This is a genomic window from Ectothiorhodospira lacustris (assembly GCF_022227845.1).
GTDB lineage: Bacteria > Pseudomonadota > Gammaproteobacteria > Ectothiorhodospirales > Ectothiorhodospiraceae > Ectothiorhodospira > Ectothiorhodospira lacustris.
In genome coordinates this window covers 79,372-106,228 of sequence record NZ_JAJNQN010000009.1, presented here as the reverse complement: position 1 = coordinate 106,228, position 26,857 = coordinate 79,372, and the positions used below count along the sequence as shown (strand labels likewise).

The 26,857-nt window shown below is 62.5% G+C and carries 21 protein-coding genes and 3 tRNA genes; 4 read left to right on the top strand and 20 right to left on the bottom strand.

Annotation, left to right across the window (positions count from 1 at the left end; translation table 11 throughout):
* Positions 1–30: 30 nt before the first annotated feature.
* The 9 genes from LQ956_RS08410 to LQ956_RS08370 all read right to left on the bottom strand — a co-directional run bounded on the left by LQ956_RS08410 (position 31) and on the right by LQ956_RS08370 (position 13,472).
* Positions 31–2,241, bottom strand: a complete 2,211-nt coding sequence (locus LQ956_RS08410; RefSeq protein ID WP_238629702.1) for a PepSY domain-containing protein — start codon at positions 2,239–2,241, stop codon at positions 31–33.
* Positions 2,242–2,361: 120 nt separating this feature from the next.
* A complete protein-coding gene (locus LQ956_RS08405) occupies positions 2,362–4,575 on the bottom strand; it encodes an NHL repeat-containing protein (protein ID WP_238629703.1) in 2,214 nt (737 codons plus the stop codon).
* 76 nt (positions 4,576–4,651) lie between these two features.
* Positions 4,652–5,839, bottom strand: a complete 1,188-nt coding sequence (locus tag LQ956_RS08400; protein ID WP_238629704.1) for a S41 family peptidase — start codon at positions 5,837–5,839, stop codon at positions 4,652–4,654.
* Complete coding sequence (locus tag LQ956_RS08395; protein ID WP_238629705.1) at positions 5,836–6,378, bottom strand: hypothetical protein; 543 nt, start codon at positions 6,376–6,378, stop codon at positions 5,836–5,838. Before LQ956_RS08395 ends, LQ956_RS08400 begins: the two co-directional genes overlap by 4 nt.
* A complete protein-coding gene (locus LQ956_RS08390) occupies positions 6,375–7,019 on the bottom strand; it encodes a YMGG-like glycine zipper-containing protein (RefSeq protein WP_238623354.1) in 645 nt (214 codons plus the stop codon). The genes LQ956_RS08395 and LQ956_RS08390 overlap by 4 nt, the downstream gene beginning before the upstream one ends.
* Positions 7,020–7,055: 36 nt before the next feature.
* Positions 7,056–8,747 carry a formylglycine-generating enzyme family protein gene (locus LQ956_RS08385; RefSeq protein WP_238623355.1) on the bottom strand — a complete coding sequence of 564 codons (1,692 nt, stop codon included), beginning with the start codon at positions 8,745–8,747 and terminating at the stop codon, positions 7,056–7,058.
* Complete coding sequence (locus LQ956_RS08380; protein ID WP_238623356.1) at positions 8,737–10,575, bottom strand: ABC transporter permease; 1,839 nt, start codon at positions 10,573–10,575, stop codon at positions 8,737–8,739. The genes LQ956_RS08385 and LQ956_RS08380 overlap by 11 nt, the downstream gene beginning before the upstream one ends.
* A 6-nt stretch (positions 10,576–10,581) precedes the next feature.
* Positions 10,582–11,325 carry an ABC transporter ATP-binding protein gene (locus LQ956_RS08375; protein ID WP_238629706.1) on the bottom strand — a complete coding sequence of 248 codons (744 nt, stop codon included), beginning with the start codon at positions 11,323–11,325 and terminating at the stop codon, positions 10,582–10,584.
* Positions 11,326–11,345: 20 nt separating this feature from the next.
* A complete protein-coding gene (locus tag LQ956_RS08370) occupies positions 11,346–13,472 on the bottom strand; it encodes a vWA domain-containing protein (protein ID WP_238629707.1) in 2,127 nt (708 codons plus the stop codon).
* A 145-nt stretch (positions 13,473–13,617) separates the two neighbouring features.
* Here LQ956_RS08370 and LQ956_RS08365 point away from each other — a divergent pair, with 145 nt between their 5' ends.
* Positions 13,618–14,952, top strand: a complete 1,335-nt coding sequence (locus tag LQ956_RS08365; RefSeq protein WP_238623507.1) for a helix-turn-helix transcriptional regulator — start codon at positions 13,618–13,620, stop codon at positions 14,950–14,952.
* 106 nt (positions 14,953–15,058) lie between these two features.
* Here LQ956_RS08365 and LQ956_RS08360 read toward each other — a convergent pair whose 3' ends face one another.
* From LQ956_RS08360 to LQ956_RS08350, 3 genes are all read right to left on the bottom strand, one after another.
* Positions 15,059–16,936, bottom strand: a complete 1,878-nt coding sequence (locus LQ956_RS08360) for a phosphoenolpyruvate carboxykinase (GTP) (RefSeq protein WP_238629708.1) — start codon at positions 16,934–16,936, stop codon at positions 15,059–15,061.
* A gap of 135 nt (positions 16,937–17,071) precedes the next feature.
* Positions 17,072–18,010, bottom strand: coding sequence for a histone deacetylase family protein (locus LQ956_RS08355; RefSeq protein WP_238629709.1), 939 nt, complete (start codon positions 18,008–18,010; stop codon positions 17,072–17,074).
* An 83-nt stretch (positions 18,011–18,093) separates the two neighbouring features.
* Positions 18,094–18,891 carry a type II secretion system protein N gene (locus tag LQ956_RS08350; RefSeq protein WP_238629710.1) on the bottom strand — a complete coding sequence of 266 codons (798 nt, stop codon included), beginning with the start codon at positions 18,889–18,891 and terminating at the stop codon, positions 18,094–18,096.
* A gap of 198 nt (positions 18,892–19,089) precedes the next feature.
* On the opposite strand from LQ956_RS08350, the gene LQ956_RS08345 reads away from it, so the two are divergent.
* Positions 19,090–19,166 (top strand) — tRNA-Val (locus tag LQ956_RS08345).
* A gap of 230 nt (positions 19,167–19,396) precedes the next feature.
* Here the strand turns inward: LQ956_RS08345 and LQ956_RS08340 are convergent.
* The 3 genes from LQ956_RS08340 to LQ956_RS08330 all read right to left on the bottom strand — a co-directional run bounded on the left by LQ956_RS08340 (position 19,397) and on the right by LQ956_RS08330 (position 20,563).
* The gene (locus LQ956_RS08340) at positions 19,397–20,191 is read right to left on the bottom strand and encodes a response regulator (RefSeq protein WP_238629711.1); all 795 of its coding nucleotides are present in this window, start codon (positions 20,189–20,191) and stop codon (positions 19,397–19,399) included.
* A gap of 166 nt (positions 20,192–20,357) precedes the next feature.
* Positions 20,358–20,432 (bottom strand) — tRNA-Thr (locus LQ956_RS08335).
* 54 nt (positions 20,433–20,486) lie between these two features.
* A tRNA-Asp gene (locus tag LQ956_RS08330) sits at positions 20,487–20,563 on the bottom strand.
* A gap of 493 nt (positions 20,564–21,056) precedes the next feature.
* Here LQ956_RS08330 and pufA point away from each other — a divergent pair.
* Both pufA and pufB read left to right on the top strand, forming a co-directional pair.
* Positions 21,057–21,242 (top strand): light-harvesting antenna LH1, alpha subunit, encoded by a 186-nt coding sequence (pufA, locus tag LQ956_RS08325; protein ID WP_238629712.1) that lies wholly within the window; start codon positions 21,057–21,059, stop codon positions 21,240–21,242.
* A 15-nt stretch (positions 21,243–21,257) separates the two neighbouring features.
* Positions 21,258–21,395, top strand: a complete 138-nt coding sequence (gene pufB / locus LQ956_RS08320) for a light-harvesting antenna LH1, beta subunit (protein WP_238629713.1) — start codon at positions 21,258–21,260, stop codon at positions 21,393–21,395.
* A 141-nt stretch (positions 21,396–21,536) separates the two neighbouring features.
* Here pufB and LQ956_RS08315 read toward each other — a convergent pair whose 3' ends face one another.
* The 5 genes from LQ956_RS08315 to LQ956_RS08295 all read right to left on the bottom strand — a co-directional run bounded on the left by LQ956_RS08315 (position 21,537) and on the right by LQ956_RS08295 (position 26,847).
* Entirely contained in the window at positions 21,537–21,905 is a 369-nt protein-coding gene (locus tag LQ956_RS08315) for a hypothetical protein (protein ID WP_238629714.1), read from the bottom strand.
* Between the two features lie 131 nt (positions 21,906–22,036).
* The gene (locus tag LQ956_RS08310; RefSeq protein ID WP_238623156.1) at positions 22,037–22,771 is read right to left on the bottom strand and encodes an LrgB family protein; all 735 of its coding nucleotides are present in this window, start codon (positions 22,769–22,771) and stop codon (positions 22,037–22,039) included.
* A complete protein-coding gene (locus tag LQ956_RS08305; protein ID WP_238623155.1) occupies positions 22,761–23,117 on the bottom strand; it encodes a CidA/LrgA family protein in 357 nt (118 codons plus the stop codon). The genes LQ956_RS08310 and LQ956_RS08305 overlap by 11 nt, the downstream gene beginning before the upstream one ends.
* An 89-nt stretch (positions 23,118–23,206) precedes the next feature.
* On the bottom strand, positions 23,207–23,641 hold the full coding sequence (locus LQ956_RS08300) for a DUF3617 domain-containing protein (protein ID WP_238623154.1): 435 nt from the start codon (positions 23,639–23,641) through the stop codon (positions 23,207–23,209).
* A 398-nt stretch (positions 23,642–24,039) separates the two neighbouring features.
* Complete coding sequence (locus LQ956_RS08295) at positions 24,040–26,847, bottom strand: EAL domain-containing protein (RefSeq protein WP_238629715.1); 2,808 nt, start codon at positions 26,845–26,847, stop codon at positions 24,040–24,042.
* Positions 26,848–26,857 lie beyond the last annotated feature (10 nt).

The window sequence follows — 26,857 nt, the reverse complement described above, 5'->3', positions numbered from 1 at the left end:
GCAGGAGCGCACAGGATAGCACTCGGCGGCTCAGTCAATCAGATCCATCCGCAGCTTGCCCCCGGCCTCCCATGCCTGGAGGCGCCGGACGGCCTCGTCCACGGTCACCCCCTCTCGGGCCGCCAGGATCTCCGCCAGCGCGGTGCGCACCCCCTGCCCCAGGGTCCGGGCATTGCCGCAGACATAGATCACCGCATCACGCTCCAGCACCCAGGTCATCAGCTCATCGGCGGCCGCATGCAGCTGATCCTGCACATAACCGCCTCCTTCCGGATCCCGGGAAAAAACCGCATCCAGCCGGTCCAGATCCCCGGCCCGATGCCAAGCCGCCAGCTGCTCCCCATGGAAGAAATCCCCGGCCCGCTTGCGATTGCCGAAGATCAGCCAGGTCGGCCCCGGTCGCTTTCGGAAGGCCTGCTCGGCAATGAAGCCGACGAACGGGGAAATCCCGCAGCCGGCAGCCAGCATGATCATGGGACGCGCAGGGTCCTCGGGCGGATTGAAGTCGGGATGGGCGCGAAGCCGGCCCTCCAGCACATCCCCCTCCTTGAGTTGCCGACACAACAGGCCCGAGGCCTTGCCCAGCCGCTCCGCCCCATCCGCCTCCCGGTGGCTCACCAGGGCCACTGTCAGCAGGATCGAGCGAGGATCCTCGTCCGGCGTGCTACCGATGGAATAAGGCCGCGCCGGCTCACCGGCAGCCGGTCGCACCAGCAGCAGATCCCCCGGCCGGAACGTCAGCGGCACATCACTTTCAAACCGCAGGCTCCAGACCTCATGGGTATCCGGATCAGCGGGATCATTAAGTTGACGCCGCTCCCTCAAGGTCAGCCGGACCGGTTGGTCCCCCTGCGGCGCAGCCACGTCCCCCAGGCCGATGCCCAACTGAGCGGCCACCTGATCCAGCCAGCGGCGCCAGTCCGCCGCCGGATCCCCATCCACCGTCATCATCGGCAGGACTTCCACGCCACCGGCGGCCAGCAGGGCCGCGCGTAGCTGCTCGCCACCGCGACAGAAGTGGGTATAACTGCGATCCCCCAGGGCCAGGACGGAGAACCGGCAACCGGCCAGATCCGCGCCACCCAAGACCTTGAGGAACGATCGTGCCTGTTCGGGCACCTGTCCCTCCCCCGCGGTGGAGACAATCAGAAACACCTGGCGAAATCCCTTCAGCTCCGCCACGGACAGCCCCGCCACCGAGGCGTGCAGTACCCGGCTACCGCCGGCCTGCAGGGCCTGGCGGGTCAGGTCTGCCAGCTTCGCGGCCGTACCGGTCTGACTGGCGTGGGCCACCAGGATATCCGCGTGGGCGTCCCCGCTGCGTCGGCGGCTCTGGCGCCGGCGACGTTCCCAGGACCACAGCCCCGTACCCATCAGCCCCATCAGGATCACGGAGGCCAGCAGATTGAGCATGCCGGACCAGGCACCGGACCAGGTGCCTTCATGGAGTTCCTTCACCAACCCCGGAAAGTGGTCCTGTCGAATCACCCCATGACGGCTCACCACATGAACCGCTTCACCAACCGGATCGACACCCCGGACCGCGGCGGCAGAGCGCTTGACCCGGGTCACCTCCCGTACCCCGGACAGATCGCCGCTGGCCATGGCCTGCTCGATGGCGGACGCCATCCCCACGGGCCGGTCATCCGGGTGCAGCGGGGGCAGCCGTGGCGTGCCGATGTGCAGGGACATAAGGATCCCGGTCACGGCGATCATCAGCACCAGCGGCAGGGCCACCCAACCACCCAGGGTGTGCCAACCCATGAGGGTCCGGCGCAACCGGGGCCAGGCCAGGAAGGGGCCGGCGATGATCACCAGCACCATCAGGTAGGTGGCAATCTCCACCACGATGGCGGCATCCAGCAACAGATCCTTGTGCAGGTGCTTGACAGTATTAAAGAAATCGCCCCTTTCGCCGCGATGCTCAAGCGACTCACCGGTGTCCAGATCAAAGGTCATGAATTGGGAACGGCCCTGCTCGCGGAACTCCAGCAACACCACACGGCCTTCTTCCACCACCACGGAGCGTGCCCGCTGCCCGGGATCGACCTGGTTGAGCAGTTGCACCAGCGCGACGGCGTCCGCCGGGGCCTCGGCCGCAGACCCCGACCGGAGGTCATCAAGGATGGGATCGAAGGAGAGGATCGCGCCAGTGATGATGATAAGGGCAAACAGGGGCAGCAGGATCAGGGTGAGCCAGCGATGCAGCCAACTCAGCGTCCGCTTGAGGTAAGGGGGCATGGGTATGTCCGTACTCCAGGTTGATGGTGAATATCTTCAACACCATACACGCACGGCAAGACACTGCGTTGACATCCGCAACCTGCCTGCCTATACCTATGTGCCCTATACCTATGTGCCCTATGGCAAGGCCCGAAAATGCTGGATACGGGGTGGCCGGTCGCCGATCAGAAAGGTATCCAGGACATAGATACTGTCGTCCGGTGCGATTTCGATGCGTACCGGCTCGTCAAAATGGCCGTCCCGCCCCCCGGGCGCGCCCAGCCTCAGATGCAGTGAACCATCCCCGTGGAAGGCCTGAACATGATGGCCCTCGGTGACGAGGATGTGTCCCCTTGAATCCACCACCAGTGCCTTGGGAATCGACAGTCCGCCCAGATATCCCCCCTCTCGCCGGATGAGCCTCAGAAAAGCACCATCGGCATCAAACACCTGGATCAGACCATTGTTCTTGTCCGGCATGAAGATGCGCCCGTCGGCAGCGGCAAAGGCATCCTCGGGATACTGGGGGAACCCCTCGATCTCATTGGAGTACCTTTCCCGCTCTCGACCCGCCTGATGCAGAAAATTTCCCTGAGTATCAAAACGCAGGACACCGAATTTCATGGGGTCGGTGATCAGCAGGGTACCGTCCGGCGCCACGCGGATCTTGCGCGGACTGCGCAGCAGCCCCGGCTCTTCGCGCTGCTCATAGGTCCCGATGGTCCCCCAGCCCCGCAGGAACCTGCCTTCAGGATCAAAAACCTTGACCACCGGGCCGGACTCGCCGACATCCAGCACGTAAAACGTCCCGTCCGGCCCCACGGCCAGCGACTCCGGCACACTCAGGGCTTCCGGCGCCGTCCCCCACGTTCCGAAGTGCACGGCCAGTTCTCCGTCCTGATTCAGACGCAGAATCCTGACCACACCGATGGCGCCGTCATCCGTCTTTTCTTCCCAACGCGCCAGCACCCACAGGGTACCGTCGGGACCCACCGCCATATCTCTGGCCCCCTTCTGCGCCCAAGTGGCCAGGTGCAGCCGCTCGGACAGCATGGGTTCGGGTGCCTTGTCGGAAGGCGCCAGGACCTGCAGTCGAAGCCGGGGCTTGCGGTCGGCATCCTGCATGTCGTCCAGGACATATAGCCGCCCGGCCGCATCCACCTGCAGGTCCCGCAGGAACATGAACTCGCCGGTACCGCTCCCCTGTCGACCAATGACACTGAGCAAATCCCCTCCCGGGGAGAACTTGAGAATCCGTCCATGGGCAGTGTCCGCAAGGAAGACGGCGCCACTGTCATCCACGGCAATAGGACCGCCCCGCCAGGCCATCTCATCAGCCGGAGAAGCCAGAATGTTCAATAATTCACCCTCGGCGGACAGGCGCTTCACACGATGGGTATCCCCCACATGGATGGTGCCGTCGGCGGAGATACGAAGGTCACGGATACGGCCATACTGGTGTTCCAGGCGACCATTGGGGCCACTGAAAAAGGCCAGGAAGCGGCCCTCCGGCGAGAACTTCTTCACGCCTTTGACACCCGAAAAATCCGACGCGGCCTCCACCACATGGATATTGCCTTCACCGTCCAGATCCAGATCAAAGGCACCTCCCACCTGATTGACCTCACCGGTCAGGGTGATCGCCTCGGCCAATCGCTCAGTACCTGGAAACAGCCTCAGCAGGGGTGATTCACCACCCATGGCCATGCGGGAGATGATCAGTTCCCCATCGCGGGTAAAAACCCCGTTATGGACATAGCCCAGCGGGCGGCCCTCATGGATCAACGGCACCGGAGTCGCTTCCGGCTGCAGGGTCTGCGCATCCAACCTCGCCATCGCCGCCCGGCCATCGTTGACCTGCTTGAACAGCACATGCCAGCGCCCCTGGGAATCCTGTAACAGGCGGGATGCCTCGATCGGTGCCGCCTGGTTCGGCAGATTGAGGTCGACGGTACGGACCACGTCATACCAGAGGCCCGATTCCGCGCTGCTCGACGGTTCAGACCGGGTATCCACCGTCCCGATCACCTGGACCACCGCCAGCGGCGGGGTCATGAGTTCCAGCAACGACCCCAGGGCGGCGAGGTGCTCGGCCGACAGCGCCGCCTCATTGATCCAGTTCTCGAGCCGGCGCCTGTCCGCCGCCAGCAGATCCAGGTCATGCCCCCGCAACGCCATCGCCAGCGCGCGATAGCGATCCGGCAAGAGGCCATAGGCGGCCAGGGCGCGTACCGTGAGGCGATCCTGCTGCTCCAGTGCCAGCAACTCATCCGGCCATGACGCTGATTCCGCCCCGGACATGCACGGCAGCCACAGCAGTAACAACAGCACGGACCCACGCAATGCATTCATGACATGAACTCCCATCACAAAAAGACCGCCCGTTGCCGGGCGGCAAGGGTGATTGACATCCCGTCAGGCTATTTTCCTAGCGTGATTCATCAGGAATCTGCGGCTCACGTTCAACAGCCGGGATGGCCTCGGGCCGGCCATGCAAGAGAGCTCTGGACACGCCGAGCAAACGCAATGGATCCCGCAGCATCGCCGCACTCACCGCCACATCGGGCTGGATGCCCGCAGCCGTGCAGCGCTCGCCCCCGGGCAGCAGGACCATCCGGTTGGTCAGGCGCAGCACCGAGCCATCCGACAGGCTGACATCCGTCTGGCTGCTGCACTTGCCGAAAGTCGGCCGCCCCACGACCTTCGCCCGACCATGGTGTTGCAGCGCCCCGGCAAACACTTCTGCCGCACTGGCCGTATCCGGCCCCACCCAAAGCACCATGGGGATATCCACCTTTCGTCCGGGTGGCGCATGGAAAATGGCGGGATGGCCGTCAGCCCCTTGCACACTGCCCAGCACGGCACCCGCGGGCAGGAACAGGGCAGCCATATCCAAAGCTTCAAACAGATCCCCACCCCCGGAATCCCGCAGATCCAGGATCAGGGGCATGTCTCCATCACCGGAGGGACGCGGTGATGCAAGCACGAACTCCAGTGTTGCCAGCAACGCCGGCCGTGTCAGGCCGCCGACGAAATCCCGTACCTTGAGGATCCGCTGCCCGGGCGGCCCCAGCAACTCCACGTCCAGGGGACGAAATCGCTGCCGGGTAATCACCTGCATCACAGGCTCGGCATTTAGTCCGCCGGGCAACAAGGTCAGGGCCACGCGGCTTCCCTCCGTCCCCCGCAGCACGCTCAGGAGTTCCTGGGGAGAAAGCCCGACCACGGAAGCATTGCCGACCTGCAGCAACTGTGTGCCTTCCTCGATGCCGGCCAGGGCGGCAGTGCCGCCCTGGTAAGGCAACAGTATGACCTTGCCGTCCTCAAACACCAGATCGGCGCCGATCCCCACCCAGGCATCCCGGCCCAACATGGGAGAACGCCACGCGCCCGCGGGAAAGTAACGGGCATGGGGATCCAGGGCCTGGAGATCCTGCTCCAGATTCCCGACGGTCAGCCCCTGCAGGACCGATTCAGCGGGCGGATGCAGTGCACGTTCCCGGATGACCTGGCGAATCTCATCCAGGGGAGTCGCTGCGTCACCGCTCCCGCTACCCCAGGCAGTCCCTCCAGAGAGGGTCAGACAGACCAGCAACAACGCCAGACTCCGTTTCAACGAGCCAACTCCAGGGACAGCTGCATGAGCAGTTCATATTCCTTCTGCAACGCCTGACGCTGCTGCTCCAGTTGACGACGACGCAGGTCTGTATCACTGTCGCCAAGACCACTGCCTTCCAGGGCATCCAGGGCGGATTGCTGCTGGCCCATCTGCTGTTTCAGGTCGGTCAGGCGGGTTTGCAGTTCCCGAACCCGCTGATCACCCCGGCCGTGCTGCGCACTCAGACTCGCCATCTCCCGGTCCAGGGCCGCCACGTCCGCATTGAGTCGGTCCAGACGCGTACGCTCCGCCGCCACCTGCCGGGTCTGCTCGGCCTTGCGGGCTTCCAGGTCACCCTGTTCACCTTCCAGTTCCCGCTGAGTCCTGCGCAACGCCTCCAGACGTGCCTCACGTTCCTGCACCCGGGAGTCATAGGCACCGCTGCCCAATCCCTGAATGCCGCCCAGAAGCCCGCCTTCCCGGGGGTCAGTGGAAGTGGCACAGCCTGCCAGCAAGACCATGGGCAGGGCGATCGCCATCAGCCTGCAAGCCTTCATACGGACAGCCTCTGATCGATAAGGGCCAACTGGGCGCTGCCTTCCTGCAGCTGTCCCAGGTTGGCCTGCAGGGCCGCGACCTCCTGCTCCAGACGGGCGATGTAGGGATCATCCTTGGGTCGACCCTTGCTTTCCTGGGCCAGAATGGCGTTCTGGACCTTGAGCTCGTCTTCCAGGGTCTTTTCCAGCTTCTGCGCCGTCTCGATACGGCCTCTAAGGTCATCCCTGCGGGCCTGCAAGGCCTTGCGGTCCGCATTGCCGGCGTTGTACCGAGCCCGCAGGTTGCGGGATTCCGTTTCAAGCTGTGCAATCTCGGTGCTCAGACGCTGGTTGTAGGCCAGCGTCGTGGTATTGAATTCCGCCACCCGGGCGATCTCACCATCCAGGAAATCCTCGGTGCTGGCATAGGCCTGCTTGCGCTTGGCGATTTCGTTGCCCACGGCAAAGCCGATCCCGCCCCCCAGCAGGGCACCCACCGCGGCACCGCGCTCGCGGTCGATGGCATAACCCAGCAGGCCGCCGATCAGGGCGCCCCCCGCGGCGCCCTCCCCACGGGTACGCTGCTGATCATCCATGGTGGCGCATCCCCCCAGCAATGCCACGGCGCACAACAGTGACAAACCTTTATGGGTGTTATTCATGGTCTTTCCCCCTCACGTTCAGTGTCGAATAAGTCATTAGCCGTCGCTAAAGTCCCGAAAACGCTCCCGGTAGTCTTCCAGCCAGCGGTCCAGATCGGCCCGGCGCTCTTCATTGAAGTCCTCGGCATGGGTCCTGAGCAGTTCCAGCACTACCTGCTCCCGCCTGGGTGTCTCGCGGGCGGCCAGAGCGGCAAAGGCCTGTTCAATATAGGCTGGTTCGTAATCCCCCAGAGCGGAGACCTTGTCCCGGTAGCCCTGCAACTGTTCCCGGGCCGCCCCGTCAAGGTCCCTGATCGACGCCTCTACCGCGGTCACCTGCTCCTGGTAGCGGGTGGACAGTTCAGCCAACCGGCGAGCGGTTTCCAGGCTGCCTTGCAGACGGCTGAGGCGGGATAAGTAGACACTCAGGTTCACCCCGTTGCGGGCGGCATCCTGGGCCAGACTGCGGGCACTCTCCCGCTGGGCCAGTTCCAGACGTTCCCGGGCCCGGTCCATGTGCGCCTGTACCGCGGTCAGCGGCTCCCTCAATGCGACGTTCTCCTCCATCAACCGGGCCAGGATGGGCTCCACCGTGCCCAGTTGCACCGCGGCCTGGGCCACCAGGTTGTCCAGGGTTCGGCCCACAGGCATGGTGCGCCGCAGGTCCGCCCGGTACTGTTCGTATTCCTGCTCGATGCGATTGCGCTGGGCGGTGCTGACCACCACGTTGGCACCGATGGCCAGGCGCACGCCGGTATTGAAAGACCGCCGCTCCTCCATGCGCCCCTGATCCGCATTCCAGGCATAGGCATCCAGTTCAGCCCGCAGAGCACTTCTGAGCTCTGCCTGCGGTGTGGAGACGCTGCCGCCCCGGACGGCCACCCCGCCCGGCTTGCCCTGCCAGACCTCGGGCCGGAACAGGCCGGCGGTCATTTCCTGGGCATTGCCCAGCAGGTCATGGAAACCCAGGGTATCGGCCCGGCGCAGACCGACGGACCGCAACTGATGACGGGCATTACCCAGATGCCAGGCATATTCATTGATCTCACGCTCGGGAAACGACAGCCGGTCATTGAACGTCCCCGCCTGCAGGGCCGGCAGACCACCCCGGGCCGCATATTCCCATTCATCTTCGGTGGGCAGGCGCAGGAAACCGGGGACACCATCCACCCGGGGCAATGCCAGGGCGCGCTCCGGATGCTCTGGATCGAACAGCCACTGGTTGTAACGGCGGATGAAGGCCTGAATGTCCTGGTGGCTGACAAAGGCCAGCGGCAGGGTCAGGGCATCCCGCAGGGCCCGCCCCTGCAAGGTCGGCAATTTCTGATCCTCCGGGTCACCGCTCACCGCCAGCAGGGAATCCATGCCCATCACCGCCACATACTGGGCCCGGGTCAGCTCATACTTGGCCAGGATGATGTCCCAGCCCTGCCCGTCCGTACTGGGAAACGAACCACTGATCTGGGTGCGCTGCAAACCCTCGAAGATCCCCCCGGAGGCATCCCCGATCTGGATGATCCGCTCACGATCCCCCCAAAACCCGCTACCGGGCACCCGTACAGCCCGAAACACCATCTCGGCGCTGTTGGGCATGGGCAGGACGATATCCCCTGCTGCAGGTCGGGGATTAAAGAAAGTGGGGGTGAGTGTCTCGTCGGCGCCTGCCCACGAACTCATCAGGGTCACGACCAACAGCACCCAGGGGTACCAGCGTCGCCGGTTCACCCAAACACACCATTCACTGTTCACGGATGGCCTCCGCAGGATCGATATGAGTGGCCCGCCAGGCGGCCACCAGGGAGGCCAGGACCGCCAGCGACAGGGTGGCGACGATGGCCATCAGGACATGGCTCGGCGGCAGGGTGCAAAAACGCTCGCCGGGCGCCAGCTCACTGGCAAAGGTACGATTGATCGTCATGGCCAGGGCGGCGTAGCCGGCAAAGGCAGCCAGCAGCCCCAGGGCGGCGATCATCGCCCCTTCCGCCACTGGGAAGAAAAACACATGCCGGCGCGCCAGTCCCAGCAGACGCAATACCCCCAGATCCCGCCGCAGACGTTCCACGGAAGCGTAGAGACTGGCGATCAGGACCGCCGTCCCGCCGCTGATCCCCAGCAGGGCGATCAGCTGGAACAGTCGGCCCAGACCGGCGTCCAGGATCCGAATGCGTTCGATGGCTTCCACCTGGGCGATGAATTCAATGCCTTGAGCCTCCAGGCGTCGGGCCAGGGCGGGCACCTCATCAATGCCGGAGGCATAGAGACGAAATCCCCGGTAACCGCCCCGGGCCATCTCGAAACGGCGGGTTTCGGGGTCCTGGATCACCGCCCGCTGGGTGGCCGTACGCAGCACCCCCAGCAACTCCACCGGCACCACGGGGCGATCCAGGCCGGTCTGTCCCAGGACGGCCAGCTCCAGCGACAGAGGTGCCACACCCCGGCTACCGACCACCAGCGGAGTCTGCGACAAGCCGGCATCCCGGGGCAACAGGACAGAGACCAGGCGTTCGCCCGCGGGGGCGCTGCCCGTGAAGCCGCCCCAGGGCGTCGGATCGACGCCCAGGTGGGTCGCCTGCTCAACCGTCAGGGACAGACCCACCGGTGACCAGGGCAGATCCGCTCCGGCATGGAGCTGCACCTGCGTCACATAGGGCAGCAACCAGCGTTCCTGCCCCCGGAGCTTCTGTTCGATGGCACGCAGGTTGGACAGGGTGACGGCCGTCCCCGGGGTCAGCAGTTCATAGGCGTGCAACCGAGCCGGCGGGGTGAAGCCCAGCAGGGTGCGGATTCGTTCCGAAGATGCTTCCTGCATCCGGGCAAAACCGGTATTGATCACCAGGCCGGTGCGGGCAATAGGATCCAGCGGACTCTCCAGCAGCAGGATGGCGCCGTCAAAGCTCAGGTGAGGCTCCGGCGTCTCTCCCGGCCAACCCCGCCGGGGTGCACCGTAGCCTTCCTTGTAGGCTTCCACATCCAGTACCAGCGACAGGGGGGCGTAGATCCGAGGCAGATGCCCGGCCCGGGATGCCAATACGGAGACGATTTCCAGCACTTCCTCGGCCTGCTCGGTGCGCCCCGCCCGCGAACGGGTTACTCGCACCGTGAGACGATCACCGGCGGACACCCCCAGGCGACGCGCAGCCTCATGGCTGAGCACCAGCTGATCCTCGCCAGGGATGCGGGCGCCGTTTTCCAGCAGCAGAGGGTCTCCCGCCGCCGTGGGCACCAGATCGAACAACTCGGTACGGCCGGTCCCCGAATGCACCACCTGCAGCACCGAGGACAGGGGCAGAATGGTAGGCGTGACAAAGGCCACCCCGGGCCACCGTTCGACCTCGTCGAACCATGCGGGGGCATACTGCCGGGTCTGGGCGGGCCTGATCTCCCGGAACATCGGGTCCTCCACCAGACGTTCGCGCAGGGTCTCGATGGTGCCGTGCTTGAGCCCCATCAGTACCAGCAGGGGGGCAATCACCGCCGCCAGGGCCACCACCAGGCACAGGGTGAGTATCCAGTCATGGCGCAGATGGGCGGCCGCCAGGGCGGGAATGAGTCGAAACGGGCTCAGGCTGTTGGGCATGGAGACCTACTGCGCGGCATGGAGCGGACGACAGACGGAGCGAGTCCTTTGCGCAGTGGTCTGTTGCACATCGAAGGTATAAAAACGGTCGGCATGGTCGGTCACCAGTTCCACGTCATGGGTAACCATCACCACCGCCACACCTTCATCGCGAGTCAGGGCATGAAAATCCCGCATGATGTCCCGCGCACGGGTCTTGTCCACCGCCGCCGTGGGTTCATCGGCCAGCACCAGACGGGGTTCATGGGCCAGCGCCCGGGCAATGGCCACCCGCTGCCGCTGCCCTACGGAAAGGGCATGAGGCATACGATCCAGACAGGTCGCCACCCCCAGGCGCTGGGCCAGTGCAGTAATCCGCCCGGACTGCCCACCGACACCACCACGGATGCGCCCCGGCAAACGGATATTGTCACGCACACTGATAAAGGGCAGCAGACCACCGGTCTGCAGCACGTAGCCCAGATAGTCGCGCCGCAGCCCCGCCAGTTCGGCCTCCCGGGCACGGGCCCAGAGCACACGCACATCAATAGGCACAGTGTCCTGACGGGGCCTGAAATGAAAACGGTCCGCCTGGGTGGGTTCCATCACCATCGCCAACAGATCCAGCAAGGTACTCTTGCCGCAGCCGCTGGCGCCCACCACCGCCACCAGTTCGCCGGCGCTGACCGAGAAGGCCGGGATCTCCAGCTCAAAGCGGCTCCCCCCCTGCTCCCTGTGCTTGATGACACCCTCCAGGCAGAGCATGGCCATGGACATGTCGCTCCCCCGGCTCAGGGCAGGTAGTCCAGATGCAGCGGATAGACCATGTCCCTGTCTTCGTCGGCATCGTTAAGGCGGAACCAGGCATCCACCTGTTCGTTGATGGCCCGGTACTGCTCCAGCTTGGCCAGGATGCTCCACTCCAGCTGTGAACGCTGCTCGGTGGTCATGCCGGCAAACATCTCATCGGTCAGGGACAGGATATCGCTGCGGTAAGGCAGGCTCTGGATGAAGGCGGGCAACAGCCCGGTCTCTGCCAGTCGAGCGCCCTGGCCGATCTCATCCGGCCGCTTCATGGTCTGTCCGGCCACCCCCTGCAAGGCCTCGAAGAATTGCGCCTGGGTCACCTCAGCACGCATCAGGGCCTGCACCACCATGTCCAGGGACTGGGCCAGGGAGCTGAGCTGCTCCCGGTTCACCAGCGCGCGCACATCCAGCGCCCGATCGGCAGGATTCACCAGGTCCCGGTCCAGGGACCAGGCCACCACATCCTTGGGTGGATTGGCATCCCGACCGATATACTCCACCATGGCCGCCTGCCAGAGATTGGACACGGACTCCAGCACCGGCTCGGCGGTGGCCGATGCCTCGGCAGCGGACGCCTCGGCACCGATAGTGGTGGTAAGCAACCGGTTGATGCCCCCGGTTACACGATCCACCAGAGCCTGATATTCGGCTTCATCAAAAGCATTGACCGCTTCCAGGGCGGACCGGGATTCATCGCCGCGAATCCGGGACAAACGCCCGAACTGGGCCTGGGCGATGGGATGATCCTCCGCCGCCCGGGGATCCTGCAGATGAATGGACAGCAGGTGGATCTGGGCGTCATCCAGCTCCCGGCGCAGGTCCGTTTCATCCTTGCCGGTAACGTTCTGGGGATGCCCTTTGGGATGGGAGCCGGCATCACCGACCATGATCATGAAGCGCAGAGCACCTTCACGCCACTGACTGCGCAAGGCGGTATCTACGCCGGCAAAGACCTCCTCGGCATAATCCAGGCTGCCCACCTGTGTGGCCCGGGCGGAATTGCCCAGCAGCTCCACCAGTGTGTTGCCGTCCACCAGAGTCGGGGTATGGTTGCGGGTCACGTACTCCAGGGCAGGGATCACCTCGGTGGAATCCCGGAAGGTCACCAGACCGAAGCGGAACCGGCCCGTGGTCTCGTCGGTGAACTGGCGGGTCATGCGGATCACCGCCTCGCGGGTCATGTCGATGAAGGGCTGCATGCTGCGGGTGGTATCGATGACGAACACGATATCCACACTCAGTTCCCCGGCGCTGCTGCCGGCCTGGGTCCTACTCACCAGGGACTGGGTCCGGTAGGCGTCGTCTTCCAGGGTATCGGCGCCGCGCTGACGCGGCACGGCGGCTGCCAGCTGCAACAAACGGGCATCGTCACCGTGAATCCGGGTTTCCTGCCAGTCGATGATGGGCAGCATGTAGAACTGGCGAGTGATATCCACGAAGCGGGCCGGCTCTATGCTGATCACGGACTCGGGCACCTCGCCCTTGCTGATCCCCTGGTAGATGGCCCTGGCCCGCCCCGCCATGTCCAGGTCGTCCACCACGGCTTCCAGGGCCTTGAGATCCCTGAACATCAGGACCGGATTGCGGCCTTCGATGGCATCACCCGGATGGGTATAAGACACCAGCAGGGCCTGCCGCCATTCCAGCAGATCCTTGGCCTGCATCCAGCCATCGGACCGGGCCCGGTTGGCGCCCACCCGGTACCAACCCCGTGGATCCGCGCCTTGGGTAAAGTCCAGATCACTGCGCTCGAATACATACAGGGGACGAAAGGCCGGCACATTGGCCACGGCGATCATGCCCTCTTCCACCCGGGGTTCCCGATAGATGTGGGAGAACGGCCTGGGCAGGCCCCTAAGCGCCAGATCGGTGGCGATCTCCACACAGGGGACATCGCCGGTGCAGCGGATATCATCTTCCCGAACGCTGCCGCCGGAGGCAGTCTCATGCCCTTCGGTGCCTTCAAGCGCCCAGAGCGCTGAGGTGGGCGGAGGATGGCCCGTCGTCCCTTCCAGCGCGGCAAGATCGGCCAGGGCAGGCACGCTCAATAGCAGCACCAGCCAGACGGCAGCGCGACTGATTCGTCGATCGACAACAGGCGCAGGATTCATCAGCGGCTCTCCGAAAGGGTATGGTGAAGGCACCATTCTGCCTTCGATCACGTATTTCAATAAGTCGTCAACCTGTCAACCATCCATTGGAGCCATGTCAACCATGGTGTAGACTCCCGCACGAGATCAGCAACTTGGGATGTCAATGACGCTTGCTCCCCGACATCTGGTGAGAATCTGCATCGCCGCCCTCTTCATCGCCTGGCTGACCGCGCTCCCCATGTCAGGGATGTTGCTGACTCACGAGCAGTTGATGCCGTGGTTCCTTGCTCCCCACGTGTGCGTCCTGTTCGGGCTGGGTCGCCTTGCCGCCGGTATGCCGGCGCAACAACTCCAACAGCTGATACGCATCGGCCTGATCGGCACGGTGGGTTTGAGCCTGCTGGCCCTGGAACTCAAGGGCGGCTGGTCCATCCCCCTCATGGTCCTGCTAGGCATCGTCTCTGCGCCCGTCTCCCTGCGCATGGGGCAATATCTCAAGGCCTCCGAGCGACCCATCGTCTTTGCCGCGCTGGCCCTGGCGGCCGGCAACCTGCTGGCCCTGGCACTGGGTCTGGCGCCTCTCTCCCCCCAACTCAAGCTCACCTTCGTCAGCGTCCTGCTGCTGTTCCTGCTGACACCGCTGGGTCCCGGGCAACCTCACCGGGCAACAACGCCCACGCATCTGCCGCAATTACTGATCTACCTGCCCTTCATCTTTGTGTTCCAGATCGTCTCGGGACTGATGTACGGTGGTCTGATTCCCGCCTATGAAGCCCATGCCGTCGTGCCCGGACTGGAAGTGATCTTCTACGGCGTCGGCGCCATCGGCTGTCTCTGGCTGGTCAAATACACGCAACCCACCGCCATGCTGATCGGCGTGGTCTCCGCCCTGGCGGCGTTTGCCCTGTGGTCGCTGCTACCCAGCGGGGTGGGCATCCATGGGGCCATGTTCTTCATGATGGCGGCGGCGGGCATCATCGACCTGCTGCTGCTCTTCCTGGTGCTGAAGCAGACGGATCTGGTTCGTGCCTATGGTTACGGTGTCGGGGTACTCTGCGGGGGGATCCTGGTAGGGCACCTGCTGAGCATGGCCCTGGGCGGGGCCGCTGACACCATCGCCTTTGTCGGCCTGATCCTGCTGAACATGGCCGTGCTGAGCCTGTATCTTCCCAGAAAGGGGGCCGAGACCACGGCGGCCGATGATGCGCCATCAACCCAGGACAGTGCAGTGCGGTTGCCTGATGCCCTCACTCAGATACTGTCCGACCAAGAGCAGCAGGTGCTGCGCCAGGTACTGACCGAAAAAACCTACCGGGAGGTGGCCGACGCCCTCTCCATTTCAGAGTCTTCGGTCAAGACCTACATGCATCGCATTTTTCAGAAAACCGGAGTCTACCGGCGGCATCAGCTACTGGAGCTGATCCGGGACCCGGGATCGACATTGCATGATGTGGCGCAGAACCCGGCGGGGGGGGAAAGGAAAATCGGGGTGGCCTGAACAACACTCCCGGCAGTGGGGGGCTGCAGCCTCCCATTTACGCGACCAAGGACCGCTCCCACGCGGGAACGAGCCCGTTATTAGGCACGCTCCCGCACGGTGCAGTTCAGACCTCTTCCCGCTCAGGCGCCAGATGCCAGTGCTCCGGTGAGCGCCACAGCCCCGACAGCAACAGTTCCCGCATGAAGAAGAACTCCTTGGGCAGCTTGTCATGGAGTTTGGAGAACAGTTCGTCGTGGGCCATCAACTCCTCCTTCCAGGCCTCGCGATCCACCTCCATGACCTTGTCGAAATCCCTCATGGAGAACTCCAGCCCCTTGAAGTCGATGTCGTTGTAATGGGGCATCCAGCCGATGGGGCTCTCCACCGCCGACGTCCTGCCCTTGACGCGGTCGATGATCCACTTGAGCACCCGCATGTTTTCGCCAAAGCCGGGCCAGGCGAAGTTGCCGTGCTCATCCTTGCGGAACCAGTTGACCCCGAAGATACGCGGCGGCGACGGCAGGTCACGACCGAACTGCAGCCAGTGATTGAAATAATCCCCCATGTGGTACCCGGCGAAGGGCAGCATGGCAAAGGGATCCCGCCGCACCTGACCCAGCTTGCCGAAGGCCGCGGCGGTCATCTCCGAGCCCATGGTGGCCGCCATGTAAACCCCTGAACTCCAGTTGAAGGACTGGTACACCAGCGGAATCGTGGTGCTTCTACGCCCGCCGAAGATAAAGGCGCTGATAGGCACCCCCTTGGGATTCTCCCACTCCGGATCGATACTGGGGCACTGACCGGCAGGCACCGTGAAACGGGCGTTGGGATGGGCCACGGGCTTGCCGGAAGAAGGATCATACACGGCCCCGGTCCAGGTGATGGTACCCTTGGGCGGTTCATCGCTCATGCCCTCCCACCAGACATCCCCGTCCGGCGTCACCCCCACGTTGGTGAAGATGGTATTGGCCTTGACCGTTTCCATGGCATTGGGATTGGTCTTGTAGTTCGTGCCCGGCGCCACCCCGAAATAGCCCGCCTCGGGGTTGATGGCGTAGAGCTGCCCGGATGAATCGGGCTTGATCCAGGCGATGTCGTCACCGACGGTGGTGATCTTCCAGCCGTCCAGGGCCTCCGGCGGGATCATCATGGCGAAATTGGTCTTGCCGCAGGCACTGGGGAAAGCGGCCGCCAGGTAAGTCTTTTCCCCTTCAGGAGACTCCGCTCCCAGGATCAGCATGTGTTCCGCCAGCCACCCCTCATCCCGGGCCATGGACGAGGCAATGCGCAGGGCAAAGCACTTCTTGCCCAGCAGGGCGTTGCCGCCGTAGCCGCTGCCGTAGGACATGATGGAGCGCTCTTCGGGGAAATGCACGATGTACTTGGTGTCAGGGTTGCAGGGCCACTTGGCATCCTGCTGTCCCGGGGCCAGGGGGGCGCCCACCGTATGCAGGCACTTGACGAAGTCCCCCTCGCCGAGGATATCGATGACCTTTCGGCCCATGCGAGTCATGATGCGCATGTTGACCACGACGTAGGGGGAGTCGCTGAGTTCCACGCCGATCTGGGAAATGGGAGAGCCCAGCGGCCCCATACTGAAGGGGATCACGAACATGGTGCGCCCCCGCATGCACCCGTCGAACAGACCATTCAGGGTCTGCTTCATGGCCTTGGGGTCTTCCCAGTTGTTGGTGGGACCGGCATCTTCCTTGCGCAGGCTGCAGATGAAGGTACGATCCTCCACCCGGGCCACGTCGCTGGGGTCGGAGAAACAGGCAAAGCTATTGGGCCGTTTTTCCGGGTTCAGTCGAATGAAGGTCCCCTGCTCCACCAGTTGGTTGGTAAAGAAATCGTATTCTTCCTGAGAGCCGTTGCACCAGTAGACCGCGTCAGGCTTGCACAGATCCGCCATCTCCTGAACCCAGTGGACCAGAGCCTCATTCCTCACCTCGCTGGAATAATCGGTGCCGGGGACTGACTGGGTTCTTGCTTGTTCGCTCATGTTTCCTCTCAGGTTTAAATTGAAAATGCCTGTCTACCGAGACTAGCGCAGCCTGGCAAGTATTGCACCCTTGACATCCTCTCCGGCCTGAACGGTGGGGCCTGCCGCGCACCAAGTCAGACCGGCCGGACTACGTCAAACAAGTTCACCACCGGCCAGCACCTTAAGGTGCGCCAGAACACCGCGTCCCAGCGCCGGGAGGTCATAACCGCCCTCCAGCACAGATACCACGCGGCCCCGGCCGTATCGACAGGCCAGATCCATGATCATCTCCGTCAACTCGGCATAATCCGCCTCCACCAGCCGGAAACTCGCCAGCGGATCATCCACATGCGCGTCGAACCCGGCGGAGACCATCACCAGTTGCGGCGCAAAGTCCTCCAGCACCGGCAGCCAGCGCGCCTTCATGGCGCTGCGCAGGGCCGGACCATCGGTACCGGCATGCAGGGGCAGATTGAGGATATGGTCGCTACGGGTATCGGCGCCGGTGCCGGGATACAAGGGGTGCTGAAAACTGGAACACAACAGCACCCGCGGCTCATGACGGAAAATGTCCTCGGTGCCGTTGCCGTGATGGACATCGAAATCGACGATGGCCACCCGCGTCAGGCCATGGACCGCCATGGCATGGGCCGCCCCAACCGCCACATTGTTGAACAGGCAGAATCCCATCCCGAACCGCCGCCCGGCGTGGTGCCCCGGCGGTCGCACGCTGCAAAAAGCCGTGCTGCCGGGGGTTTCCATCACCCGGTCCACCGCCATCACCACCGCGCCCGCCGCCAGCCGGGCCGCCTCCAGGCTGTGTTCACACAGATAGGTATCGCCGGTATCGAGCATGTCCCATTGTCCCGGCGGCGGCATGGAGGCCTCCACCAGATCCAGGTACTCCGGTGCGTGAACACGCTCCAACTGTTCGCGGTTGGCCGGGCAGGCCTGCAGGCGGACCACTCGTTGTCCCAGGGAAGAACGATCCAGCGCCTGCTCGATGGCCTGCAGACGCTCGGGACATTCCGGGTGAGACGAAGGTGCCCGATGCAGCCGACAGGTTTCATGGGACACGAAGAAGAGTGACATGGGCCGGGGATCCTGAAAAAGTGGCTGGGTTCTTCGTACTGATATAGTCCACCACCGCCCACGTCATAGGGGACCGCAAATGATCACGGCCTCTGAAACCGGATCACGAACCCATCACCCTGCGCTTCACCCACCTCGGCCAACATGCCGATCAGGGCCGAATCATTCCTGTCGCGGGGCGTGGCGACGGCCTCGAATTGCACCCTGCCCCGGCGAAGATCGCCGGTCACGCGCCCCTGCAGCGCCAGGGGTCCCCCCTGATCCCTTAACGTGCCCTGAAAACGGTCACCTTCGGCATGAAACCGGCCCGACAACTGCCCCAACGGGATGGGCCTGTCGGCGAGAATGGCGGCATGGTGCCACTCCAGTTGCCCGCCGGCCGATTGAAGCTGCCCGTCATCGGTCATGTCCAGCCGTCTCAGGTCCAGCCGCACAGTGCCATCCAGGCCGACACCCTGCAGCCCCGCTCCCTCCAGTATCCGTTCCAGGCGTGCCGCCGGTAGCTGACCCTGGCCTTCGGTGATACGCCAGCCTGCCAGACTTCGACTGGCCACGCCCTCAAACCGGCCGCCGTCGAAATGCGCTTCCACGTCGGCAGCGATACGTCCGGTGACGGCCTGCATGGGCCGCAACTTCCATGAGAGGTCCACAGCCCCCAGATCCGCACCGGCCGTCCCGGGGAAAACCACTTGTGTCACCTGGCCGCGTCCCAGGGAACCCTCAATGTTCAACCTGGCCAAGGGCTCCGGCATGGGAAGATGTCGATCGGCAAATGCCTGCAAGGGCGTGAGCGGGACCTGAGCCGCCACCCAGACCGAAGCGGGCAGCAGGATCGCCAGGAGGGACAATGAAAATAACAGAGACAGGAAGAGTCGGCGCATGGAGGGATTATAAACGGACGGTGACAGAACCTGCCGGACTGTCGTCGGCAATCCCGAAAAGGCCTGTGAGGCGTGGGCTGCCTGCCACTGACCTCAAGTAACCACCATAAAAAACCATTAAAATCATTAAAATCAATAGCTTGAAAAAATATTTGACACAGTGGCAACAGCCTGTATAATGCGCCCTTCAACAACGACAGGCGCGTAGCTCAGCTGGTTAGAGCACCACCTTGACATGGTGGGGGTCGTTGGTTCGAGTCCAATCGCGCCTACCAGAATTTGCAGTAAAAACAGCGGCTTACGGGATACCCGGGCCGCTTTTTTTATGCTTGGCCACAGGTAACACGACCGGTGTCACCATCGTGTGACCGTGACGACTGCATGACCCTGCATCCAGGGTGAGCGGACCGGTCACCCCGGCGCAGGTCCAGATGGAGGTGTTTCTGCCCCCCCCCTCCCCAGCGACTGCGGGACTGATGCGACGCCTCGACGGAAGCCGGCGCGGCTAGATCATCCGCCGCAACAACCTGCGCACCTGGTCCACCTCGAAGGGCTTGTCGCAGATGGCGGACACCCCCGCCTTCTTCACCGATGACAGCCGGGAGGCGTCCGACTCGGACGTCACCATCATCACCGGAATATGCACATAGGCGGGATTACCGCGGATCTCGTTGACCAGAGCCTGACCATCCATGACAGGCATGTTGTAATCGGTTACCACCAGGTCGTATTCATGCCGGCGGAGCTGCTCAAGGGCCAAGGCGCCGTTCTCCACCTGATCAATATGCTGCACCCCCACGCGCTCCAGCACCCGACACAGATGATTGCGCGCCATGCGCGAATCATCCACCAGCAACACCCGCACATCGGCGATATCCCGGTCTTCCAGATCCAGCTCCTCCTCCTCCAGATAATCCAGAGTGACCGCCAGGGCGCGCTCCAGATCGTTGCGGTCAAACGGCTTGGGCAAGAGGGCCAGCACACCACTCTGACGCACCGCATCCAGCTTGTCATGGTGCTGCTCACTGGAAATCACCATTTTCGGGATATTCGTCAGACGCGGATCTTCCGTCATCCGGGCAAAAAGGTCGGGGGCCTCCATGTCCGGCATGTAAAAACTGGAAATCAGCAGATCCGGTATGTAGGAAACCATGAGATCGAGGGCGGCACCGGCGCTGTCGGCGGTCTCGATCTTGTGGATATGCCCTTCGGACAGCAAGCGAGTGATGATCTGGCGCTGTGTCCGCGACGGCTCAATCAGCAAAATGGCCAGATCTTCCACACACACTCTTTGACTCATGGATCAGCCCCATTCCGGTTAACCAGGATGGCATCCGGACGCCACACACGAGGGGGCACCGATGCCTGCGGGACCATCATGCCTCAATTGAGCAAGATGCTGAAGACAAGGGAGCAATCCACCGGGAAACGATGGAAGACACGAGGGAAAACCAAGGGGGGGGGGATGGTGCCCATGGGCAGGATCGAACTGCCGACCTCTCCCTTACCAAGGGAGTGCTCTACCACTGAGCCACATGGGCAAAACACTTGAAACACATCAAGCCCCGCAGCGCGCTGCCCCAGGGCTTTTAAGATGGCGGAGTGGACGGGACTCGAACCCGCGACCCCCGGCGTGACAGGCCGGTATTCTAACCAACTGAACTACCACTCCAGATCGATTCACCACACTGCTGTGTGATGGGGGCGAATTATAGCGGCTTTTTCAAAAAATGCACGAAAAAAAATCAGCTGCCGTTTCCCGGCGGATTTCCGGCAGGCTGCAGCCCCCCCCCCCGCTCCGGGGCGGATTTCAGGCCGACCGAGCAGGGGGCAAACCACACACTTTTGATCCGGCTCAAGGTTTTTGAATGTTTGTAGTTTTCCCCACATTCCCATCTGTACCGCCCCCTTGACATCCCGTGCTGTCAACGTAGACTGACGCCCATGTCGAATCAGGGTTTACACCGTCGACATCCCCGGAACAGGGGCAAGCAGAAGAAGGTTTTCAGGATCGGACTCCACCCTCCGTGGATCGCCGAGTGCCACATCTGAAAACACAAAGACGTTTTTAAGCTGACTGTTTCCGCGTCAGTGGTCATGTCGGCTTCAGGCGGCCTGGTCTTCACAATAAGACTCGGTTTTATAATCTTGAGAGGGCGATATCAATGAGTGAGTACAGACCCAGCAGTCCCAGCAATCCCCGTGACGACTGGAAACTGTGGCTGGTTGTCAATCCCGGCACCTGGTTGATGCCGATCCTGATGGCTGTTCTCGTGGTTGCTCTGGCCGTTCATGCTGTCGTGTACAGCAACGACAGCTACAACCCGCTCACCTACACCGTTTCCGAGTAATCGAGGACTATGATCATGGAAAACAGCATCTCCGGCCTGACCGAAGAACAGGCAAAAGAATTCCACGAGCAGTTCAAGACCACCTTCACCGTGTTCATGGTCTTGGCTGCCGCCGCTCACTTCCTGGTGTTCATGTGGAGACCCTTCTACTAAGAAGGCCCGCAGGCTCACCGCTCTGAAGTAGAGCGTTGGGGGCGTAGGTGACGGTTACCACCCTGGTGGCCATCATCTTCGCCCCTTTTGCTGTCATCAGCCCCGATATCTGATAGAGCAGCCGATGCTTATCCGGCAACTTCAGTCGCTGAGCAGTTCCTCCCTGATCTTGGCCATTCCTCCCCTGCCCCTCATGCCCTTGTTGGCACTGATCACGGGAATATCCCTCGCCTTGAGATCGTCGATGGCCTGCCTGTGCACGGCTATTTCCTTGGCTCGCATCTTCTCCACCTGCGCCCTTGCCTCTTCCAGGGTGTGGAACCATTCCCCGGCGTGGGCATATTCGGGCAGTGTGAATATTTTGCCCAGATCGTCGAAAAACAGCCGGAAGCAGACGGTTTTCTGATCTCCCGAGGTATGCTGGGCGCCGACCTTGACAATGCCTTTGGTCAGAGCCCATTTGGTGACGTAGACTTCCATCACGGTTTCTGCAGCCGGCGTGGTTTCCATTGCTGTCTCGAATTTTGTTGCTCAGGTAAGAATCTGATTATAGGCGTTTGCATAGCCGTCAAAGCCATGAAAGGTGCGAATTCCGTCGAATCCGCAAGACAGGGCGACGGGCGGCGATCATGCCCGACGGGTCAAGACCACATCAGCCCGGGTAGCCAGGGTGCGACACCGGGAAGCAGGAAGGCGGTCAGGATACCTGCCAGGCTCAGCCCCAGTCCGGCAAAGGCGCCTGCCGTGGCGCTGATACCAAACGCCTGAGCGGTGCCGAAGCCATGCGCAGACAGCCCCAGGGCAAAGCCCTTGACCCGGTCATCCTGAATGCGAAGCAGGCGAATGAGCAAGGGTGACAACATGCAGCCGATGGCCCCCGTCAACAGCACCAGCGCCGCCGTCAGGGAGGGCAAGCCACCCAGCTTTTCGGCAATCCCCATGGCAATGGGCGAAGTCACCGATTTGGGCGCCAGGGACAGCAGGGTGACGCGATCCGCCCCGAGAGCGGCAGCCACCATGACCGCACTCCCGGCGGCAACGAAAGCACCGACAACACCCGCAACCAGCAGAGGGATCAACAGCTGCCGGATCTGGTGGCGGTTTTCATAGAGGGGTATGGCCAGCGCCACCGTGGCGGGTCCCAGCATGAAGTGGATGAACTGGGCACCGGCGAAGTAGGTGTCGTAGTCCGTCCCCGTCAGGAGCAGGATGCCGATCAGCAGGGCCATGGACAGCAGGACGGGATGCAGGACCATACTGCCGCCCAGACGCCGGTTGAGCCAGAGGCTGAGCTGAAAGACTACCAAGGTCATGGTGAGCCAGAGCAGAGGGCTGGCGGCGAGAAAGGCCCATATATCGGTGAACTCATCGTCCATGGCGACGCTCCCGCAGCCGAATGAGCGCAGAGAGCACCACCATGGTTACCATCATTGCCAAGGCGGTGCTGGCCACCAGCGCCGCCAGAATGGGCAGCCAGTCCCGGGCCACCAGGCCGAAATGCACCATCAGACCGACACCCGCGGGCACAAACAGCAAGGCCAGGTAGCGCAGCAGGCTGTCACTGAATGCTTTCAGCGCCGGCGGCGTTTCACCGCGGATCAACAGACCGACGAACATCAGCAACATGCCCAGCACCGGCCCGGGGAAAGGCAGACCCAGCAACAAGACCGTCACTTCGCCGGCAAGCTGGCACAGCAGGATAAGGATGATGGCCTGCAACATGATCGAAGTGGTCCTGTGACGCTTCCCTGCCCCGGGTCCGGCGGACCTAAACCCTTATACCCTACACGGCGGCCCGTTGACTCCGCACTTCAGGGGCAGTCACCTACCCTGCGGGCTGTGATGTCCGTCTGCATGGGCATCCTGCCCATGGGGCCTTCCAGCTCGGCATTGACCTGCCCGCTCAGGCGATCGCCCTGAAAGGTCATGTCAGCCGTCATCTGAACTTCCATGCCGTTTTCCCGGCAGAGCATGTCGTAGCGCATGGTGCCGGAAGTGACCTGGAGGTTGGACATGTCGCAGTGTTCGCTCAGGTCCATGAATTGAGGTCCCTTGGCAACGTCTTCCGCCGTGATGCACTGCCGGTTGGTGGTGGTGTGCTCAGGGAAGGGGGAGTCGCCCAGGATGCGGGTGACGTTGGTGAATTCCCAGTCGCCCGGCTGGATGTTGAGATCCGTCGCCAGGGCGCCGTGGGACAGCATCAGAAGGGTGCCGGCGATGAAAACCGGACGAAGGACACGCATCATGCATGACTCCAGGAGCAACGGAGAGGGTGGAGCCATGTTAGCAGTCCGGCCCTACAGTGGCCATAGGCCCGCCTGGAAAGCCGATCTGCAACGCATTCGAACAGCCGGCCCAAGGGTTTATACACAGACGGGCAAACTCATAAACCATCCGGCTCCCAACTGTCAACTCCTGTTTCCTGCAAACCTGAAAAAGACAACAAGCAAATGATTTCACTTGATTTAATAAATTTGATCATTTCATGACCATTTTAAGACAAGCCTCGGGATGGCGGCCTCCGGCAACGGTTTCCGACACGCTATCCACACACTTATCCACAGCTTCTGTGGATAGCGCCGGTTTCTCCTTGCACGGTTGGAACTTAGCCCTTCTCAGCGATAAAGCACTTGAGATAAGCCCGCTATCTGCGCGCTGCATTCGTCGGATGCCGCTGGACACTCTTGCCCTCCTCCAAAGCACCGCGGCGCTCCAGCCGGACAAAACACGCCAACACGGCATCCCGAGCCGCCTCAAGCTCGGGTCGACGACCATGCAGCCGTTGGGGCCATGCGCCCGCTCTTGTCGGACCCACTAGAGATAACAGCAGTTCGTGCACCCTGGCATGGGCTCCCCACAGGTCCGAGAAGGCTTCATACATACCGTAGCGGGCCGAGCCACTACCGTTATACCAACGCACAAAACGGGTATTGAACAGATCATCCGGGGGCGGACTGCCTTCCTGAATTCTGAGCATCACATTCTCAAACCAGCGCTGATAGCCGCGTACTGCTACTGACAGGTTCAGGTCCCCTTCCAGACCCCCGCCAAGATGGACCGGCAGTACCGGCCGATTGTACGTCCATTCTCGAATCCAGGCAGGCAGTGCCTCCTGAGGCATGGGACGTGCAATGCCGTATCCCTGGACATGGCGACATCCCAGTCGGATGAGGAAAGCGGCCTGTTCCATGTTTTCCACCCCTTCAGCGATGATGTCCTTATTGAAGGTGGCCGCCAGGCCCACGATGCTTTCGACGATATCCAGATCGTTGGGGTCTTCCAGCATGTCCATGACAAAGCTACGATCGATCTTGAGCACATCCACCGGCAAGGTGCGAAAATAGGCCAGCGAGGAGTAGCCCGTACCGAAGTCATCCAGCGCGAACCGAACCCCCAGTTTCTTGCATTGGGCAACGACGCTGCCGGCCTTGTAGAGGTCGCTGAAGGTAGCGCTCTCCAGAATTTCGCATTCCAGTGATTCCCGTGGCAACTGAGGGTAGCGCGCCAGTGCCGACTCCAGACAACCGGCAAAGCCCGGTTCAAGAAGATGATGGGCACTGATGTTGACGCTGATGCTCAGACGCAATCCCTGTGCCTGCCACTGTGCCATCTGGCAGAGTGCCTGCTCAATGACCCAGCGGCCGATGCGCGGTTCCAGCCCGCTGCTGCTCAGATCGTCCAAGAAGCTGGCGGGCATGAGCAAGCCCCGTTGCGGGTGCTGCCACCGCAGCAGGGCCTCGGCGCCAGTCACTCTGCCGCTGACCAGGTCGACCCTGGGCTGATAGTGCAACAGGAACTGTGCCTCCCGCAGACCGGCTTCCATGGACTTGATGAACTCCAACCGCCCCTGATGCCGCAGACTCTGGTCCATATCAAAGATGGCGTACCGGTTCTTACCGGCCTCCTTGGCCTGATACATGGCTTGATCCGCATGCCTGATCAGCGTATCGGCGTCGTTATCGTCCTCGGGAAAGAAGGTAACCCCCATACTGGCTGACAATCGCACACAGGCCCCGTCGAAAATTGCCGGCTCTGCCACGGCGATGAGTAAGCGCTGGAAAAGACGATGTGCCTCGTCCGTGCTGCCCAGATTATTGAACAGAAGCACGAACTCATCCCCACCGAGCCTGGCCAGGGTATCATCGGCCCGCAGCAAGCCCTTGAGACGCTCGGCAATGTCCAGCAGCAGGCGATCTCCCGTGGCATGACCGAAGCGGTCATTGATGGGCTTGAAACCGTCCAGATCCAGATAGCAGATTGCAATGGGGGAGCGAGTCCTGCGAGCACGGGCAATGGCCTGGGAAATGCGGTCGGCCAGCAGCCTGCGGTTGGGTACCCCCGTCAGGATGTCATAATGCGCCATGCGATCCAGTTCGTGCTGGTGAATCGAGATACGCCGAATGAGGTCATTGAAGGCGTTCACCAGCTGGCCCAACTCGTCATCGGTATGGAAACGAGGCTTGCTCAGCGGCCGCAACGGCCCGGCCGGCAATAGCTGCCGCGCCTGCTCGGCCAGGCGGCGCAAGGGCAAGGCGACGAAGCGGGTCAAAAACAGCAGGAGCCCCGCCATGACAATCACGATGACCGTCGCCAGCAGACTCATCACGGTGATCAGGATGCGGGCTTCGTCACGGGGATCTTCCACACTCATGATCATGACCGGCGCCTGGGTGATGGTGGTGAGGTTCAAGGGGCGCAGGGCGATGTAGAGCGAGTCATCGCGAATGAAGCCGTCGGCGGCATTGGTCGACGCCATCAGCCGGGGCCGGCCCCCGGACAGCAGAGTGTCGGCCGGAAGGGGTCCGACAAAGAGATGGTTGTCAATCATCCATCCCACTCCCTGCAGATCGGCCGCGCTCCTGACCCGATTGAACAGGCTTGGGCGGTCGGAAAGAATCACAGCCCCCTTGAAACTGCCCAGCCGGCGCCCGGTGTCCGGGTCGCGAAAATGCTGGGACACCACCAGCACCAGATGGGACCGCCCGCCTTCATCCACCATTTCGTGCAGCCGGCTGCCCGACAACCCGCTGTGGTTTTCGTGCTGTAGCGCCAGCCACTCCAGCAATGCCTCCTTGCGATAGACGGCAAAGCCTCCGGACAGCCACAGGGCATCCTCTTCACGACTGATGACCAGGCCGTCAAAAACGCCCTGGAGATCCAACTGTATCTGACGCAACAACAGATGTTCCGCCAGGTCCCGCCGCCCTTCCAGTACCGCCTGCTGCAAGGCGCGCAGACGCATGATTTCGTTGCTCATGCGCTGGATGCCCTCGATTTCCTGATCCAGGATCAGGCTTGCCAGGGCTGCACTGCGATCAAAACCTCGCTGCAATTCCGCCAGCGTGGCCTGACGGGTACCCTGGATGGTCAGCACCACCGCCAACACACTGAACAGCACCATGCCGCCACCCAGTGCAACGACGATCGTGTTGATCAGTGTACGTCTGGCCATGGGGGAAACG

Excerpts from the sequence above, each read along its gene's own strand:
- LQ956_RS08340 (WP_238629711.1), bottom strand. The coding sequence starts at position 20,191 with ATGAGTCAAAGAGTGTGTGTGGAAGATCTGGCCATTTTGCTGATTGAG.
- LQ956_RS08350 (WP_238629710.1), bottom strand. The coding sequence starts at position 18,891 with ATGCGCCGACTCTTCCTGTCTCTGTTATTTTCATTGTCCCTCCTGGCG.
- LQ956_RS08370 (WP_238629707.1), bottom strand. The coding sequence starts at position 13,472 with ATGAATCCTGCGCCTGTTGTCGATCGACGAATCAGTCGCGCTGCCGTC.
- LQ956_RS08355 (WP_238629709.1), bottom strand. The coding sequence starts at position 18,010 with ATGTCACTCTTCTTCGTGTCCCATGAAACCTGTCGGCTGCATCGGGCA.
- LQ956_RS08305 (WP_238623155.1), bottom strand. The coding sequence starts at position 23,117 with ATGTTGCAGGCCATCATCCTTATCCTGCTGTGCCAGCTTGCCGGCGAA.
- LQ956_RS08380 (WP_238623356.1), bottom strand. The coding sequence starts at position 10,575 with ATGCCCAACAGCCTGAGCCCGTTTCGACTCATTCCCGCCCTGGCGGCC.
- LQ956_RS08395 (WP_238629705.1), bottom strand. The coding sequence starts at position 6,378 with ATGAAGGCTTGCAGGCTGATGGCGATCGCCCTGCCCATGGTCTTGCTG.
- LQ956_RS08295 (WP_238629715.1), bottom strand. The coding sequence starts at position 26,847 with ATGGCCAGACGTACACTGATCAACACGATCGTCGTTGCACTGGGTGGC.
- LQ956_RS08300 (WP_238623154.1), bottom strand. The coding sequence starts at position 23,641 with ATGATGCGTGTCCTTCGTCCGGTTTTCATCGCCGGCACCCTTCTGATG.
- LQ956_RS08405 (WP_238629703.1), bottom strand. The coding sequence starts at position 4,575 with ATGAATGCATTGCGTGGGTCCGTGCTGTTGTTACTGCTGTGGCTGCCG.
- LQ956_RS08410 (WP_238629702.1), bottom strand. The coding sequence starts at position 2,241 with ATGCCCCCTTACCTCAAGCGGACGCTGAGTTGGCTGCATCGCTGGCTC.
- LQ956_RS08315 (WP_238629714.1), bottom strand. The coding sequence starts at position 21,905 with ATGGAAACCACGCCGGCTGCAGAAACCGTGATGGAAGTCTACGTCACC.
- LQ956_RS08360 (WP_238629708.1), bottom strand. The coding sequence starts at position 16,936 with ATGAGCGAACAAGCAAGAACCCAGTCAGTCCCCGGCACCGATTATTCC.
- pufA (WP_238629712.1), top strand. The coding sequence starts at position 21,057 with ATGAGTGAGTACAGACCCAGCAGTCCCAGCAATCCCCGTGACGACTGG.
- LQ956_RS08365 (WP_238623507.1), top strand. The coding sequence starts at position 13,618 with ATGACGCTTGCTCCCCGACATCTGGTGAGAATCTGCATCGCCGCCCTC.
- LQ956_RS08310 (WP_238623156.1), bottom strand. The coding sequence starts at position 22,771 with ATGGACGATGAGTTCACCGATATATGGGCCTTTCTCGCCGCCAGCCCT.
- LQ956_RS08375 (WP_238629706.1), bottom strand. The coding sequence starts at position 11,325 with ATGGCCATGCTCTGCCTGGAGGGTGTCATCAAGCACAGGGAGCAGGGG.
- pufB (WP_238629713.1), top strand. The coding sequence starts at position 21,258 with ATGGAAAACAGCATCTCCGGCCTGACCGAAGAACAGGCAAAAGAATTC.
- LQ956_RS08390 (WP_238623354.1), bottom strand. The coding sequence starts at position 7,019 with ATGAATAACACCCATAAAGGTTTGTCACTGTTGTGCGCCGTGGCATTG.